The 15,039-nt window shown below is 36.9% G+C and carries 19 protein-coding genes; 11 read left to right on the plus strand and 8 right to left on the minus strand.

Translation table 11 applies throughout. The features are described from left to right. Positions 1-77 precede the first annotated feature (77 nt). On the plus strand, positions 78-995 hold the full coding sequence (locus AC07U8_RS12395) for an AEC family transporter (RefSeq protein ID WP_494737966.1): 918 nt from the start codon (positions 78-80) through the stop codon (positions 993-995). A 165-nt stretch (positions 996-1,160) separates the two neighbouring features. Here the strand turns inward: AC07U8_RS12395 and AC07U8_RS12400 are convergent, their stop codons facing one another. Together AC07U8_RS12400 and AC07U8_RS12405 are read right to left on the minus strand one after the other, a co-directional pair. Then, on the minus strand, positions 1,161-1,754 hold the full coding sequence (locus AC07U8_RS12400) for a 2-hydroxychromene-2-carboxylate isomerase (RefSeq protein WP_494737967.1): 594 nt from the start codon (positions 1,752-1,754) through the stop codon (positions 1,161-1,163). Positions 1,755-1,932: 178 nt separating this feature from the next. Beyond that, the gene (locus AC07U8_RS12405) at positions 1,933-2,679 is read right to left on the minus strand and encodes an SDR family oxidoreductase (protein WP_096734377.1); all 747 of its coding nucleotides are present in this window, start codon (positions 2,677-2,679) and stop codon (positions 1,933-1,935) included. Positions 2,680-2,774: 95 nt separating this feature from the next. Between AC07U8_RS12405 and AC07U8_RS12410 the strand changes: the two genes are divergently transcribed. The 4 genes from AC07U8_RS12410 (at position 2,775) to AC07U8_RS12425 (ending at position 5,441) form a co-directional block, all read left to right on the plus strand. Further along, positions 2,775-3,341: a TetR/AcrR family transcriptional regulator gene (locus AC07U8_RS12410; protein WP_096734378.1), complete on the plus strand. Its 567-nt coding sequence runs from the start codon at positions 2,775-2,777 to the stop codon at positions 3,339-3,341. Positions 3,342-3,408: 67 nt separating this feature from the next. Further along, positions 3,409-4,125 carry a glutamine amidotransferase gene (locus AC07U8_RS12415; RefSeq protein WP_494737968.1) on the plus strand — a complete coding sequence of 239 codons (717 nt, stop codon included), beginning with the start codon at positions 3,409-3,411 and terminating at the stop codon, positions 4,123-4,125. Positions 4,126-4,436: 311 nt separating this feature from the next. Next, positions 4,437-4,706 carry a putative hemolysin gene (locus tag AC07U8_RS12420; RefSeq protein WP_494737969.1) on the plus strand — a complete coding sequence of 90 codons (270 nt, stop codon included), beginning with the start codon at positions 4,437-4,439 and terminating at the stop codon, positions 4,704-4,706. A 201-nt stretch (positions 4,707-4,907) separates the two neighbouring features. Then, complete coding sequence (locus AC07U8_RS12425; protein WP_494737970.1) at positions 4,908-5,441, plus strand: ClbS/DfsB family four-helix bundle protein; 534 nt, start codon at positions 4,908-4,910, stop codon at positions 5,439-5,441. A gap of 89 nt (positions 5,442-5,530) precedes the next feature. Here AC07U8_RS12425 and AC07U8_RS12430 read toward each other — a convergent pair whose 3' ends face one another. After that, a complete protein-coding gene (locus tag AC07U8_RS12430; RefSeq protein ID WP_494737971.1) occupies positions 5,531-5,686 on the minus strand; it encodes a hypothetical protein in 156 nt (51 codons plus the stop codon). A gap of 211 nt (positions 5,687-5,897) precedes the next feature. On the opposite strand from AC07U8_RS12430, the gene AC07U8_RS12435 reads away from it, so the two are divergent. Further along, complete coding sequence (locus AC07U8_RS12435) at positions 5,898-6,107, plus strand: hypothetical protein (protein ID WP_034615229.1); 210 nt, start codon at positions 5,898-5,900, stop codon at positions 6,105-6,107. Positions 6,108-6,183: 76 nt separating this feature from the next. After that, a complete protein-coding gene (locus tag AC07U8_RS12440; RefSeq protein ID WP_494737972.1) occupies positions 6,184-6,738 on the plus strand; it encodes a lipocalin family protein in 555 nt (184 codons plus the stop codon). An 81-nt stretch (positions 6,739-6,819) separates the two neighbouring features. Here the strand turns inward: AC07U8_RS12440 and AC07U8_RS12445 are convergent, their stop codons facing one another. After that, entirely contained in the window at positions 6,820-8,046 is a 1,227-nt protein-coding gene (locus tag AC07U8_RS12445; RefSeq protein WP_494737973.1) for an MFS transporter, read from the minus strand. 66 nt (positions 8,047-8,112) lie between these two features. Here AC07U8_RS12445 and AC07U8_RS12450 point away from each other — a divergent pair, with 66 nt between their 5' ends. Together AC07U8_RS12450 and AC07U8_RS12455 are read left to right on the plus strand one after the other, a co-directional pair. Then, the gene (locus tag AC07U8_RS12450) at positions 8,113-8,514 is read left to right on the plus strand and encodes a helix-turn-helix domain-containing protein (protein ID WP_494737974.1); all 402 of its coding nucleotides are present in this window, start codon (positions 8,113-8,115) and stop codon (positions 8,512-8,514) included. 259 nt (positions 8,515-8,773) lie between these two features. Further along, complete coding sequence (locus AC07U8_RS12455) at positions 8,774-9,079, plus strand: hypothetical protein (protein ID WP_494737975.1); 306 nt, start codon at positions 8,774-8,776, stop codon at positions 9,077-9,079. 88 nt (positions 9,080-9,167) lie between these two features. Here AC07U8_RS12455 and AC07U8_RS12460 read toward each other — a convergent pair whose 3' ends face one another. After that, the gene (locus tag AC07U8_RS12460) at positions 9,168-9,746 is read right to left on the minus strand and encodes a YceI family protein (protein ID WP_004719471.1); all 579 of its coding nucleotides are present in this window, start codon (positions 9,744-9,746) and stop codon (positions 9,168-9,170) included. 310 nt (positions 9,747-10,056) lie between these two features. Between AC07U8_RS12460 and AC07U8_RS12465 the strand changes: the two genes are divergently transcribed. After that, positions 10,057-10,467, plus strand: a complete 411-nt coding sequence (locus tag AC07U8_RS12465; RefSeq protein ID WP_494737976.1) for an OsmC family protein — start codon at positions 10,057-10,059, stop codon at positions 10,465-10,467. Between the two features lie 207 nt (positions 10,468-10,674). On the opposite strand, the gene AC07U8_RS12470 is transcribed toward AC07U8_RS12465, so the two are convergent. The 3 genes from AC07U8_RS12470 to AC07U8_RS12480 all read right to left on the minus strand — a co-directional run bounded on the left by AC07U8_RS12470 (position 10,675) and on the right by AC07U8_RS12480 (position 13,350). After that, positions 10,675-10,890 carry a hypothetical protein gene (locus tag AC07U8_RS12470; RefSeq protein ID WP_004719469.1) on the minus strand — a complete coding sequence of 72 codons (216 nt, stop codon included), beginning with the start codon at positions 10,888-10,890 and terminating at the stop codon, positions 10,675-10,677. A gap of 173 nt (positions 10,891-11,063) precedes the next feature. Then, positions 11,064-13,052, minus strand: a complete 1,989-nt coding sequence (gene tkt, locus AC07U8_RS12475) for a transketolase (protein WP_096734390.1) — start codon at positions 13,050-13,052, stop codon at positions 11,064-11,066. A gap of 163 nt (positions 13,053-13,215) precedes the next feature. Continuing rightward, complete coding sequence (locus tag AC07U8_RS12480) at positions 13,216-13,350, minus strand: hypothetical protein (protein ID WP_262086376.1); 135 nt, start codon at positions 13,348-13,350, stop codon at positions 13,216-13,218. Positions 13,351-13,620: 270 nt separating this feature from the next. Here AC07U8_RS12480 and metK point away from each other — a divergent pair, with 270 nt between their 5' ends. Further along, entirely contained in the window at positions 13,621-14,787 is a 1,167-nt protein-coding gene (gene metK / locus AC07U8_RS12485; protein ID WP_004719464.1) for a methionine adenosyltransferase, read from the plus strand. Positions 14,788-15,039: the final 252 nt, after the last annotated feature.

Raw genomic sequence — 15,039 nt, forward strand, 5'->3', positions numbered from 1 at the left:
TACTTGGGTTTAGCTTACAGATGAAAAAATCAGTGGGTAGGACTTGGTCGAATTAGGTTCTGCATAGAGCGTTCAGCATGCTACAAATGATTACTATTCTTTTCCCATCCATTGCCCTGATTGGTTTAGGTTTTTATCTGTTCCAGTCACGTATACTGGATGAAAAATTCTGGAATGGCGCAGAAAAGCTCAATTACTATATTTTATTTCCAGCCTTATTGTTTAGTTCTCTTGCAAATGCAGATATGAATATGGGGCATCTCAACAGCATTCTTATGGTCATTTTTTTAATTATGGCCATGATCATTGCTGGCGTTTATCTGTTTGCAAAGTTAAACCGCACACCTATTGCCCAAATCGGTGTATATGTTCAAAGCTTGATTCGTTTTAATACCTATCTCGGACTCTCGATTGCCACGACACTCAATCATGCTGAAATCAAAAGTATCTTGGTCAATATCCTTGCTATAGCAATTCCCTTGGTTAATGTTGTTTCGATCCTTTCATTGACAGATAAAGATCAACTGAACATTAAAAATATATTCTGGTCTTTAATCAAAAATCCACTGATCAGCTCTTGTATATTTGGAATTACATTTAATGTTTTAAACATCCCTATTTGGTCTGGCTTTGCAAATCTATTAAATGCTTTTTCAAGTAGTAGTCTGATGTTGGGCTTATTATGTGTAGGAACAGCAATTCAGTTTTCGACGCTCAGAGTTTATCTGAAAAAGTCGTTGCTTATTAGCCTACTCAGATTATTGCTGATCCCACTTATTGCCTTTATCTGCTTGCAGTTTTTTGAGCTCAGTCATGCCGCGGTGATTGCTATCATGATTTTCTTTTCTATCCCAACCGCATCTTCCGCCTATATCTTAACCAAACTATTAAACGGCGATCATCAATTAATGGCAGCAAGCATCAGCATGCAAACACTTTTATCAGTATTCACTTTGGCACTGATCCTTGCGCTATTACAGCATTATTATGTTTGATCTGCTATATTTGCGATTAGAGTTTTTTCATCAAATATTTTGCTGATTCAATGTAGTTTGGCTTTGTATAGAATAGCTGTGCTGCATGGCAGCTGCAGCACAATACAACGCAATTCTCCCATGCTAGCATCTAAATCATAGAATCAGAATTTAAAAGCGTATTGATCAAGATTTAGCCAATTCCATCTCAACAAAGTGCAGATGATCAACACCCCAAAACATTTCATTGCCAATAAACCATGTCGGTGCACCAAAAACACCACGCCCAATGGCTTCTTCTGTGATATTTTTTAGTTGGGCTTTGACCTGTTCATCTGAAAGCCAAGTTTGCACCTGCTCCGTACTAAAACCCAATGATTGAAGCAATGTAATAAGTTCATTGATATCATTTAAATTACGTGGATGCCCAAACATTGCATCAAATAAAGCGTTTAACACTGTTAAGAATTTTTCAGTTTGATAAAGCTGAACTGCAGTAATCACTCGCATCAGATTTAAGGTATTAATAGGAAAATAGGGATTCATTTGTATTGGAATATTCCAGAGTTTTGACCAGCGCCCCATATCAATCATCGAATAGCTGGCTTTTGCTGGCACAACCATTGGACTACTATTCCCTGTGGCTTTAAAAATACCACCAAGCAAGACTGGCTTCCAAATCACTTGCGCTTGATTTTGTTTTGCAATTTTTTGAATCTGATAAAAGCCTAAATAACTATATGGACTACCCAAATCAAAATAAAATTCTACCTGTTTCATTCAGTGTTATTCCTTAACTGTACTGATCATATTTTTATCGTACTACTGTAAAAATGATTCTAGAAGAAACTTAAATCATCCAGACGTACTCTCGCTATACAAAGTGAAAGCCACCTGCTTATACAACATGACTTATAGCAACTAGCAACCATTAATTAACTTACTAATATAAAATGACTTACCATTTTTCCATCCAAGGACGTAAATCTAGCTCATGCGTCCATGCATCACGTGGTTGCTGAGCAAGATGCCAATAATTTTCAGCAATATGTTCAGGATTTAAAATACCATCTTGGTCTTTTTTCTCATAAAGATCAGGAAAACTATTTTTAATAAAATCTGTATCAATTGCACCATCAACTACCACATGAGCCACATGAATATTCTGTGGACCAAGTTCACGCGCCATACTCTGTGCCAAAGCTCTAAGTGCATGCTTTGCCCCTGCAAATGCTGAAAAATAAGCAGCACCACGTAGACCAGCAGTCGCGCCAGTAAAGATCAATGTCCCGCGTTGTCGGCTTACCATTCGTTTCGCCACTTCACGACCAGTTAAAAAAGCAGAAAAACACGCCATTTCCCATATTTTAAAATATTTACGCGCTGTTTCTTCAAGTATGCTACATGGAACATTGGCACCGATATTAAAAACCAGTACCTCTATTTCGCCAATGTTGCTTTCAATTTCTTCGATCAATTGTATAACTTGCTGTTCTTTTCGAGCATCAGATGCAAAACCATATGCTGTTCCACCTGCCTGTTCAATCTCATCAATCAGTGGTTGTAACTTGTCAGCATTACGACGGGTCATACAACTAATATATCCCCCTTTGGCAAAACGTTTCGCAATTGCGCCACCTGTTGCATCACCTGCTCCAATAATCAATGCAACCTTCTGATTTGATGTTGTTATTTCATCTTGCATATCATGCTTCCCTTTTTGCATAACGATCGTTATTATAACGATTACTATGTTATAGTTTTACTAGAGCGTCAAGGAAAAATTTGATCGAGGAAAATATGCGATACAAATCTGGCTATAAAGAAGAAAAAAGAAAAGAGCTATTAAAAATCAGTGGACAGCTTGCTAAAAAAGATGGTTTTGCTGCAACCGGTGTAGATGGCTTTATGAAAGCTGCTGGTGTGACCAGTGGTGCATTCTATTCACATTTTTCTTCCAAGCAGGATTTGTTTAAAGCATTGATTGAAAACGAACTCAAAAATAGCATTCAGATGTGGCAAAACAATCCCCATGAGCAGGCTGAGTTATGGATTGAATTTGAACTCAATCGTTACTTAACCCTCTCGCATGTTGAACATCCAGATTATGGTTGTGTATTGCCAACACTCGCTACAGAAGTTGCACGTTCTGATGAGGAGATTAAACAACGCTATCAACAAGAATTACAACGCGGTCATGACCTATTTACTCAACGCCTCGGAAGTGAAGAAAAAGCTTGGGGCGTCTTATGTCAACTGGTGGGTGCTATACTGATAGCAAGAAGTGTTTCTGATGATTCGGTTAAATTGACCATTTTGGAATCAAGCAAACACTGTATTTATTCTATGTTGCAAATCACAGCATAAATTTAGTTTTCAACCCAACACAATCTAGTATAAATTAGCAATATTCTCGTTAAATCATTATAAAACCATGACTTCCTCCACACACGCTTTGCCGAAGACAATCTATGCCATTCAACATTTAGCATTTGAAGATTTAGGTATTCTTGAAGACACTTTTTATGATTTAGGCTATCGCATACGTTATTTTGAAGCGGGTATGGATGATTTAAAGCAAGCATTTGAATTTGAAGGTCTAGTCATCATTCTAGGTGGCCCAATTGGTGTTTATGAAACTGAAGATTATCCTTTTTTAAATGATGAAATCGCTTATCTTAAACAACGTTTGGCCAAGAATTTACCAACGATCGGTATTTGCTTAGGTGCACAATTGATTGCACACGCTTTGGGCGCAAAAGTTTATGCAGGCCATCAAAAAGAAATTGGCTGGAGTCAATTGAAGCTAAATCTAGCTCAAAATAATCCGTTATTACCACTTGTTAATACCAAAGTTTTACATTGGCATGGTGATACCTTTGACTTGCCTGTACAGGCTGAATTACTTGCAAGCTCTGCAATTTATACAAATCAGGCATTTAGAGTTGGGCAAAATATCTTGGCACTACAATTCCATGTCGAAGTTGCGGCAGACGATATGGAAAAATGGCTGATTGGTCATACCTGTGAATTACGTAAAGCTGGCTTAAATATTCCTCATTTACGATCTGAAAATGAAAAATATGCCCCAAATCTTGAATTAAAATCACCATTGGTTTTAGAGCATTTTATCAAACACTTAAATGTATAAAGCTTTTTAAATATCAGCACGAAATAGACTTTTCTGTTTCGTGCTTTTTATATCTTATTTACTCTTCCCCCATAAATACAGCGTTGCTCGAAATATAATATCAATACTGCATTGCCTATATTTAACTGACTATAGCATTTACATTAAAAAGATTTTCTTTATTTACATGTAACATTACTTAATCACACTTAATATTTTATACTAAGCCGTACTCATCATTATTTTTGAGCTACAGGATTATACAGAGTAGATACATTAAAACTTGCTGATTTATTTATACTGCATACTTTAAAACCAAGACTTTGTTTGCAATGAATAAAATATATATTGGCGCATCTGTGCTCATGACAACACTTCTTTCTGCATGTTCTACCCCTGAAGTAAATACTCAAAATGCTAAACCGCTTGGTATGGCCAATCCTGCAAGTGTGTATTGTCAAAAAATAGGCGGTGAGTCTCAGATTAAAAAAGATGCATTAGGAAATGAAGCTGGATATTGTAAGCTTCCAAATGGAACAGTGGTTGATGAATGGAAGTTGTTTAGAAGTGCACAAGGCGATGAGCAAGCTGCTGCTAAATAATTTTGAATAATCGCTGCGGAATATAAACAATAGACAAGCCTTCTGGAATGACTGATTCTCTATTGGTATAAATTTTAGACTCATTACTGTATATTCACTACGGTAATGAGTTGCTCCACCCTTTTCATAGTTAAAATAAATTAGATCTAAACATGCACTAAATATAAACAGTATTGTATTTATTTTGGGAATATTGAATAGATGAAAACCTATCAATCTAAACAGGAACTGATTGTTGCAATCAATAATTCATTAAAGCAATATTTAACAGAATTTGAAGAAATATCCGAAGACTTAAAAGATCATAAAGTTGCAGCTGTAGATAAAACCCCTGCCCAAAATTTATCCTATCAATTGGGATGGGTAAATTTATTATTAGAATGGGAAAGCAAAGAACTTGCAGGTTTCCCCGTTTTAATGCCGAAAGAAGGCTATAAATGGAATAACTTAGCAAGTCTATATCAAAATTTTTATCAAACCCATGCCCAGCATTCATTAAAAGAAAATACTCAGTTATTGTCTAAACGGGTCAAAGAAGTCACACACTGGATTGAAAATCTAACAGATGAAGAACTATTTGAAATAAATCAACGTAAATGGGCAACCACACCTGCCAACTGGCCATTGTATAAATGGATTCATATCAACACTGTCGCCCCTTTTACCAATTTTAGAGTTCAAATCAGAAAATGGAAGAAACTCAACATAAATACTAAACCAACTAAAAAGCCTTAACAGGTTATCTTTTTCAGATCTAAGTATTGAGTAATGGTGTTATTTAATTCATCCAAATAATACTGTTTGGGTTTTTCTTGTCCCAAGGATTAGTCTAATTTCATTAAAGTAGGCAGGTATTCTGTTTTATAGACACGCTCATATTCACCACAGAATAATGCTCTATTTACCTCAGTACTGGTATTTTCATCATCCAGTTGCTCATGCATGACTTCAATGGATTTTTCTTTTTTCATCAATACCAAACTATTTTTATCCTATATCACCTTCTCAATTTATCGATAACAATTAAAATTTGAGTTTTACTAAAGTACGTATTAAAATCTTGATTAAGTAACAAAATCAAGATTTGATATAAACAGATCGAATATCATTCACTAAAAGTGCAGAGCGTTAAAATTCAATCACTTGTAGTTTTATTGATTATCAGCCATCAAGGTGTAAAGAATTTAATCCATGTCCCCTAGAAATAAGCCAAACAGAAAACAATTGTTATCCTCTGCTTGGTCAACAGATCAAGATTGCTTTCTGATTGAAAACAACCATTTAACTGTTGATCAATTGGTTGAAATACTGCCCTACCAACATGATGAAATTATCGCAAGAAAAAGTCAACTTGGACTGCTTAGAAGAGATTTTTACATGAAAAAACTACATGACTTGTAAGCAAAATTACAATATCCCCGCATCGGGCGCGACATAATGAATATATATATTAAATACTTAAATATAGGGCTATGTCATGAACAACAAGTTTAAAATATTAACGCTCGTCGGTGGAATATCATTACTGAGTGTTGCGGCATTTGCTTATGCAGGAAATGAGAAGATTCAAACCGTTAAAAATGTAGATTTAAAGAGGTATCTGGGTACTTGGCATGAAATTGCACGCAAGCCAATGTATTTTCAAAAGAAATGCGATTATAACGTTACTGCTGATTATTCCTTAAATGAAAATGGCTCAATCAACGTGGATAATCGTTGTTACGATAAAAATGGCAAGCTTCAACAATCAATTGGCGAAGCATCTGTACAAAACGCGCCTACAAATTCTAAATTAAAAGTGAGTTTTTTACCAAAAGCACTTCGTTGGTTACCTGTAGGGCGTGGTGATTATTGGATTTTAAAGCTGGATGAAAATTATCAAGTTGCATTGATTGGCACACCCAATAAGAAATATTTATGGTTACTCAGTCGATCTCAACAGCTTGATCCAGTCACGACTGAAGAATATTTAAATTATGCTAAAAGCTTAGGATATGATTTAAGTGATTTAATTGAAACCAAACAAAAATAAATGCATACAAGCCCTCTTTTTGAGGGCTTGTTGAATCTGGCTCATTTTATACGATTGCACTACAAGCCCTTCTGATCAATATTATCTAAGAAATGAGACACAACTGATGAGTAAGCCCACAACCATCAATGCTCCAGCACAGATAAAGGTAAGTTGCATCCCATCAATGATTGCTAAAGCCGTTGCCTGAGTGAGCTGATTTGTGCCGACACCAAATGAAAAAATAGCTCCCATCACTGAAGCCCCGATAATTAAGCCCATATTACGAGATAAGCTAAGAAGTCCTGATACCATCCCTTGTCGAGCTTTGGGAACATCTGCCAAGGTCATGGTATTGTTGGCTGCCTGAAACAGCTGATAACCCGAAGTCAAAATAATGATCGGCATAATATAGCCACTTATACCCATCAATTTCGGTAAGATAGCGAGCATTGAGCTACCGATAATCAGAAAAATTAACCCTGTAATGACGATATAGCGACTGCCCCAACGATCGACAAGTCGACCCGATGGAATCCCACTTAAGATAGCAACCACTGGCCCAATCCCCATAATCAAACCCACTTGTATTTGATCCAAGTTTAGACCAAGACTGAGATAAAAAGGTCCAATGACAACTGTGGTCATCATAACAGCAGCAACCAACAAATTAACCATAAGGTTTGGTGTTATGTTCTGGTCTGTTTGCAAAGAAGTTAGCGCAGGAATTTCTTTTTTAATGTAATCATTAGGCAGCAGTACCCTAGCCAGAATAATCGCGATACCCGCAAGTATAAACTGTAATCCAAAAATGCTTTGCCAACCGCTCACGACAATCAGAAACCCGCCCAACACTGGTCCAAGTGCTGTACCTAAAGCAGATATTGTTCCAAGCATTCCCATTGCGCTTCCCAACTGTGATTTATTGACGGTCTGACGTGTCAGTGCCATTGCAAGTGTCATTAAGAATGCCGCACCTATTCCTTGAAATGATCGTGCAGCAACCAATATCCATAAGCTGGGTGCAACACTACATAGCAGTGAAGCCAAACTGAATATAACCAGTCCAACGATCAGCATAGACTTACATCCATATCGATCACCTAAGCGTCCAGCAATCACAACCGTGATCGTCAACGAGATCAGATATCCAATTACAACAGCCTGTACTTGAATAAATGGCAGTAAAAAGACCTCAGCTAGTGTGGGTAATGCGATATTAGCAATGCTTGTTCCCAGCGATGCCAATAACATGGATAACGCCAAAGTGATCGTGATTCCAGTTTGGGTCTTGTTTGTCAATGTTAATGATTCTGTCTGCTCTGTCATGTTGTACTCTTGTCAGCAGTGGTGTTTAATCACATACTACTAATTCAAGTTGACTTGAGGTCAAGTATGAAATTTCTTGATATTGGTGAAGTTTCAGCAAAAAGCGGAATTAAACCTTCAGCACTACGCTATTACGAAGAAATCGGTCTGATTTTCTCAATTTCTCGCCATGGATTACGTAGACAATTCTCTTCGGAAGTTCTGTTACGACTCACTTTGATTTCAATGGGGAAATCAGCGGGCTTTTCACTTAAAGAGATCGCAGCAATGTTCGATAGTCATGGCGCACTTGATCTTTCCCCAAGTGTTATTCATCAAAAAGCCGATGAGATTGATCTTCAAATTCATAAATTGATCGCACTCCGTGACATACTTCGTCACGTAGGTGACTGCCCTGCACCATCGCATTTGCAATGCCCTAGTTTTAAGCGACTTGTTGAGAAGGCTGGTAAAAGTAAGCTAACTTGAATGCAATTAAATTCAAAGAATTAAAATTATTGGTATTCAAATAGTGCTGGGTACTAGAGAGATTCAATTGAAAAATTTTGATTAAAAGATAAAAAGAAAGAAAAGTGTTAGAAAAAAGCAAATGTAAATTTTATAAATTGTAGTTGTTGATAAAAATACAGGCTTCTCTATGAGAGGATCACATCTTATCTAATTTTTCTTTATTAAATTCAATCTCATGCCGTATTATTTAATCACTTATAAATATTGGCCTAATTAAATGATTAAAAAAATCAAAGTTAAAACTATACTTTATGGGTTTGGAATCACACTACTTGGCGGTTGTGCTGCCAACTCTGGTATTGTGCCCATGGGAAGCAATACTTATATGGTATCGCGTCAGGCTGCATCAGGATTCACAGGCATGGGAACATTAAAAGCCGAAGCAATGAAAGAAGCATACTCTGAATGTAAAAAAACGGGCAAAGCAGTTAAGGTATTAGAAACAATTGATGCTAAACCTCCGTATATTTTTGGTAATTTCCCTAAGACAGAAATTAGATTTAAATGTGTGGTGGACGAATAAAATATCACCTTTTTAAAAGTAATAGGCGATAAAAAAGGCCCATAAAGCAAGTTATATTCACCTTATAAGCCTTTGATCTATTACAATATTACTTCGCTACAGAAGCTTCTGTTGTAATATTTACAGTGATTTTATCACCTACATTCGGGACATATGCTCCAACACCAAATGCTGAACGATTAAATGATGTCGTTGCATTGAAACCAATTGACTGTGCTTTAGTCATTGGATGCTCACCTTGTTTGTTTAAAACAGCATCTAAAACAACAGGTTTAGTCACATCTTTCACAGTTAAGTTACCTGTGATTTTGTATTTGTTTTTACCTAAAGCTTGAACTTTCGTACTTTTAAAAGTGATGTTTGGATACTTTGCAGCATCAAAGAAATCTGCATTTTTTAAATGTTCATCTAATGCTGCGACATTGGTATTTAAACTAGACAATGGAATAGTTACATTGACAGATGAGTCTGCTGGTTTTGCATTATCAACAGAGATCGTACCTTGAATGTCACTGAAGTTTGCTGAAGGTGTTGAAAAACCGAAATGATTCCAAGTAAATACTGTTGCGGTATGTGTTGGATCAATTTTGTAATCTACAGGCTTTGCCATGCTGAAAGTTGCAACTGATGCTACGGCTAAACCCAATGTTAATGCTTTAAAGTTCATCTTTATATTCTCGCTATCGAATGGATATTAGTTTATACACTTCCCGTATAAATTCATTGTTATTGATAATACGATATGTTGCATATATGCAACGATTCTATAATGACCTTTTTTAAAACTTGATCAAGACCTTAAAAATAAATATAAAGCATTGTTTTATAATTATTTAATTTTTTAAAATCTAATTAAGCAAAGCATAGACCATAGGTTAAATTCAAAGCTAAAATTTATAAAGCAATAAATTACACTAGACCATTTTAGGGAAATTTTATATTTATGGTACTGGTCTTTTTTATCTGATGAATGTTTTATGGCAAATATTGCTCAAGCACAAAGTACACAAACACCTTATCGTGTGACACTCACCAATCCCCAAGGACATACATGGTATGCCGATGAACCTAGCGATAAAGGTGGTCAAGATACCGCACCGAACCCGATTCAAATTTTATTATCTGCATTAGGTGCTTGTACTGTGGTCACCCTAGAAATGTATGCAAATCATAAAGGGCTTAAAATTGAACATGTACAATTAGATTTAGTTTTAAATCCTAAGGGTGATCCTGAAGCAGGTCAAAATAATATTTCAAGGAAAATTGTTCTTAAAGGTGATTTCACCGAGGAGCAACATAAACGACTGCTAAAAGTTGCAGAAAGCTGCCCTGTTCATAAATTATTGACTTCAAATATCCAAATTCAGACAGAGTTGGGTATTGAATAAGAATTCCCTCATTTTTTAACAAGAAGATCAGGTATTCTTATTAATAAATACCCCGCTCAATGCCCTCTATCCATTTTCTGACCCTGTTAGCATTTCCTTGATCATAGATTGTATTATTATAATTTTTTTCAGCTGTTAATTTAAATGAAGATTAATTCTTAAAATTACAAACGATAAAAATCAAAGCCCCTTTCGGGGCTTTTAAACTTATAACTTTTCAACCAAGACACGATCGACCTGTTTTAAACCAGATTGTTTTTCATGGTTTTTACGGCGGATCTTAATCAACTTATCTTCTTGAAAATCCTGTAACAGCAACTCAACTGCAACCATAGATTCAAGCGGCAAATCCTGCCCAATCCACTTTTGCTCACCTGCGTCCATCAAGGTAATTTCATCACTAATTTGTTCATAAAGGCTCATATTTTCCTCACTTCTGGGATATGTATCACCATGTTTCATGAATACCCAATGAATGGCACAACTATATACCTATTGCTAAAAACTGCTACTAAAATTTAATTAATTTACAAACAAATCTCACAAAATAAAAACGCCCCTAGCGGAGCGTTTCCATATTTAAAACGATGCAAGAATTAAGCAGTTAATTCTTTTACAGCGCCAACAACAGCTTCAGTAGTAATACCAAAGAATTGGAATAAATCTTTGGCTGGTGCAGACTCACCATAAGTCGACATACCAATAACTTTGCCGTCTAAACCTACAAATTTCCACCAGTAATCTACATGTCCAGCTTCAACTGCAACACGTGCACGGATATTTGATGGTAATACCGCTTCACGATATGCAGCATCTTGCTTCACAAATTCTTCCGCACATGGCATAGACACTACACGTACACCATCAAGTTGTGCATATGCTTCCATTGCCAATGAAACTTCTGAACCAGTCGCGATGATGATCGCTTTTAATTCGCCTTTTTCTTCAGCCAATACATAACCACCTTTCACAACATTCTCAATCTGAGCTTGAGTACGTGTTTGGAATGGTAAGTTTTGACGAGAGAAAATTAACGCTGTAGGACCTTCGTTACGTGTTAAAGCAGATTTCCAAGAAATAGACGCTTCAACTGTGTCACATGGACGCCATGTATTTAAATTTGGCGTACCGCGTAAAGAAGCAATTTGCTCAACAGGTTGATGCGTTGGACCATCTTCACCTAGACCAATTGAGTCATGAGTATAAACATGGATCACACGTTGTTTCATCAATGCAGACATACGAACTGCATTACGAGCATATTCCATAAACATAAGGAAGGTTGCTACATAAGGAATAAAACCACCATGCAATGCTACACCATTGGCAATTGCAGTCATACCAAACTCACGCACACCATAATGTACGTAGTTACCCGCAGGATCAGACTCAACCCCTTTCGCACCTTTCCAAAGTGTAAGGTTTGAACCAGCCAAGTCAGCAGAACCACCTAAAATTTCAGGTAGTAAAGGTGCAAATGCTTGAATCGCATTTTGGCTTGCTTTACGTGTTGCAATGGTTTCACCTTTGGCATTCACTTCAGCAATATAAGCATCCGCTTGTGCCAAAAATTCTGCAGGCAAGTCACCATTCACACGGCGTTTTAACTCAGCCGCTTCTGTTGGGTATTTTGCAGCATAGCTTGCAAAAACGTCATTCCAAGCAGCTTCTGAAGCTGAACCCTTTGCTTTTGCATCCCAAGCGGTATAGACATCAGCAGGAATAACAAATGGCTCTTCTTTCCAACCCAATGCTTCACGAGTTAATGTAATTTCATCATTACCCAATGGCGCACCATGGCAATCTTCTTTACCTTGTTTGTTTGGAGAACCTAAACCAATGATCGTTTTACAGATAATCAAAGTTGGTTTCGAGCTTTCTGCACGCGCAGCAACTGTCGCAGCACGAATTGCATCTGCATCATGACCGTCTGCACGAAGTACTTGCCAACCATAAGCTTTAAAGCGCTCTTCTGTATCGTCAGAGAACCAACCTTCTACTTCACCATCAATAGAAATACCGTTGTCATCATAATAAACAACGAGTTTTCCAAGACCTAATGTTCCCGCAAGTGAACATGCTTCATGGGAAATACCTTCCATTAAGCAACCATCACCCAAGAAACAGTAAGTGAAGTGATCTACAACTTGAATATCTTCTTTATTAAATTGTGCCGCTAAAGTTTTCTCAGCAAGTGCAAAACCTACAGCATTGGCAACACCTTGACCAAGTGGACCTGTTGTCGTTTCAATCCCTGGTGCATAACCTAATTCTGGGTGACCAGGAGTTTTAGAATGTAACTGGCGGAATTGTTTAATATCTTCAATAGAAAGATCATAACCAGTTAAATGAAGCAAAGCATATTGCAACATTGAACCATGACCATTTGACAATACAAAACGGTCGCGGTTTGCCCATTGTGGGTTGCTTGGATTATGGTTTAAAAATTCACGCCATACGACATCAGCGATATCTGCCATCCCCATTGGAGCACCTGGATGTCCAGAATTAGCTTTTTGCACAGCATCCATAGCCAATACACGAATTGCGTTAGCTATACGACGTTCATTCAGCGGGGTTGTCATAAATCAGAGTCCAATAAATTAAAATATAGGAAGATGAATAGAAAATTCAAAAACTGGGATGTATTGTCTTAAAAAAAGCGATCAGGGTAAAGACTTAAGTCTATATTTATCCGCTTAGGTTGCAAATTAATTAAAAAATATACCGAATAGTCTTAAATCAACGTTAAAAACGGTCTTTTTTCTTATTCACATCGAACATCTCAACATCAGCAAAACAAATTTGATTATGTTTAAGCGATGCAGTTACATTCGGATATTCTTGCACCATCCGATTCAGTCTAAATTTTGAAAATTTCATGCTGATCATTATTCAATAGAACAAGATCTTGCTAAAGCGTTTCACGCGATAAAAAGTCATGTTAACTTGAATGCAAATCGCCCTGCTTTTGCAAATTTTCCAAGAAACAGCACTCAATCATAATCTTTTATCAATTTTTCTAATGAGCATATCAATTAAAAACACATGAAAATGAATTTAATTCATGCATTTTAGTCAGGTAATGCTAGTCCTCAGGCTGAAGTCGATGTAACATATTGCGTCTTTATAAATTACTGTGATAGGACTTTCATGCGCGAGTATGCTGTTTTTACTTCGGAATCTGTGAGCGAAGGCCATCCAGATAAAATGGCTGACCAAATCAGTGACGCTATCTTGGATGCAATCTTAAAAGAAGACCCATACGCTAGGGTTGCATGCGAAACATTAGTAAAAACTGGTGCAGTCGTTCTTGCAGGTGAAATTACAACGACTGCAAATGTCGATTTTGAAACTATTGTCCGCAATACCGTAAATGGAATTGGCTATCACCATACCGATTTAGGTTTTGATGGTTCAACTTGTGCTGTGATTAACATGGTGGGTAAACAATCACCTGAAATTGCACAAGGTGTAGATCGTCAGAAACCAGAAGACCAAGGTGCAGGTGACCAAGGTTTAATGTTTGGTTATGCAAGCCGTGAAACTGATGTGTTGATGCCAGCACCGATTTCATATGCGCATCGCTTAATGGAAAAACAAGCTGAATTACGTCGTAACGGCGCACTACCGTGGTTACGTCCAGATGCAAAAAGCCAAGTAACATTTGCCTATGAAAATGGTAAACCTGTTCGTTTAGATGCAGTTGTTCTTTCAACTCAGCACGATCCTGAAATTTCACAAGCCAATCTTAAAGAAGCTGTGATTGAAGAAATCGTGAAAAAAATTATCCCTGCTGAAATGTTCCATGCGGGTACTAAATTTCACATCAACCCAACTGGGTTATTTGTGATTGGTGGTCCAGTGGGTGACTGTGGTTTAACCGGTCGTAAAATCATTGTAGATACTTACGGTGGTATGGCGCGTCATGGTGGCGGTGCTTTCTCGGGTAAAGACCCATCAAAAGTTGACCGTTCTGCTGCTTATGCAGGCCGTTATGTTGCAAAAAATATTGTTGCGGCAGGTTTGGCGGATAAATGTGAAATTCAAGTGTCTTATGCAATTGGTGTTGCTGAGCCGACTTCGATTTCGATCAACACATTTAATACAGGCAAAGTATCTGATGAATTGATTATTCAATTGGTTCGTGAGCATTTTGACTTACGTCCATACGGTATCACTCGTATGCTTGACCTAATTCAACCAATGTATAAGCAAACTGCTGCTTATGGTCATTTTGGTCGTGAAGGTTCAGATACTGCATTTACTTGGGAAAAAACAGATAAAGTTGAAGCGCTTAAAGCTTCTGCAAATTTGTAATTCTAGCCTAAGATCTAAATCTAAAAAAGCTCGCAAATGCGAGCTTTTTTATTGAATTAATGTTATCGGGATGAATACCTCAAAATTTTTCCTCCTCTACTCCACTTAATATCTATATCTTAAATATCTTATCGATATTTATAGCTTTAAAACACATCTAATGGTTTGTTTATTTTAATCATTAGCATGATCTAATTTTATTGTTCTTTAAAGCCCAATCAAACCTTTACACAATTCAACCAATCATTTACA

It is taken from the genome of Acinetobacter sp. GW821-FHT01E09 (assembly GCF_059422385.1).

Coding starts and splice junctions, on each gene's coding strand:
- AC07U8_RS12395 (WP_494737966.1), top strand. CDS start 78: ATGCTACAAATGATTACTATTCTTTTCCCATCCATTGCCCTGATTGGT.
- AC07U8_RS12400 (WP_494737967.1), bottom strand. CDS start 1,754: ATGAAACAGGTAGAATTTTATTTTGATTTGGGTAGTCCATATAGTTAT.
- AC07U8_RS12405 (WP_096734377.1), bottom strand. CDS start 2,679: ATGCAAGATGAAATAACAACATCAAATCAGAAGGTTGCATTGATTATT.
- AC07U8_RS12410 (WP_096734378.1), top strand. CDS start 2,775: ATGCGATACAAATCTGGCTATAAAGAAGAAAAAAGAAAAGAGCTATTA.
- AC07U8_RS12415 (WP_494737968.1), top strand. CDS start 3,409: ATGACTTCCTCCACACACGCTTTGCCGAAGACAATCTATGCCATTCAA.
- AC07U8_RS12420 (WP_494737969.1), top strand. CDS start 4,437: ATGAATAAAATATATATTGGCGCATCTGTGCTCATGACAACACTTCTT.
- AC07U8_RS12425 (WP_494737970.1), top strand. CDS start 4,908: ATGAAAACCTATCAATCTAAACAGGAACTGATTGTTGCAATCAATAAT.
- AC07U8_RS12435 (WP_034615229.1), top strand. CDS start 5,898: ATGTCCCCTAGAAATAAGCCAAACAGAAAACAATTGTTATCCTCTGCT.
- AC07U8_RS12440 (WP_494737972.1), top strand. CDS start 6,184: ATGAACAACAAGTTTAAAATATTAACGCTCGTCGGTGGAATATCATTA.
- AC07U8_RS12445 (WP_494737973.1), bottom strand. CDS start 8,046: ATGACAGAGCAGACAGAATCATTAACATTGACAAACAAGACCCAAACT.
- AC07U8_RS12450 (WP_494737974.1), top strand. CDS start 8,113: ATGAAATTTCTTGATATTGGTGAAGTTTCAGCAAAAAGCGGAATTAAA.
- AC07U8_RS12455 (WP_494737975.1), top strand. CDS start 8,774: ATGATTAAAAAAATCAAAGTTAAAACTATACTTTATGGGTTTGGAATC.
- AC07U8_RS12460 (WP_004719471.1), bottom strand. CDS start 9,746: ATGAACTTTAAAGCATTAACATTGGGTTTAGCCGTAGCATCAGTTGCA.
- AC07U8_RS12465 (WP_494737976.1), top strand. CDS start 10,057: ATGGCAAATATTGCTCAAGCACAAAGTACACAAACACCTTATCGTGTG.
- AC07U8_RS12470 (WP_004719469.1), bottom strand. CDS start 10,890: ATGAGCCTTTATGAACAAATTAGTGATGAAATTACCTTGATGGACGCA.
- tkt (WP_096734390.1), bottom strand. CDS start 13,052: ATGACAACCCCGCTGAATGAACGTCGTATAGCTAACGCAATTCGTGTA.
- AC07U8_RS12480 (WP_262086376.1), bottom strand. CDS start 13,350: ATGAAATTTTCAAAATTTAGACTGAATCGGATGGTGCAAGAATATCCG.
- metK (WP_004719464.1), top strand. CDS start 13,621: ATGCGCGAGTATGCTGTTTTTACTTCGGAATCTGTGAGCGAAGGCCAT.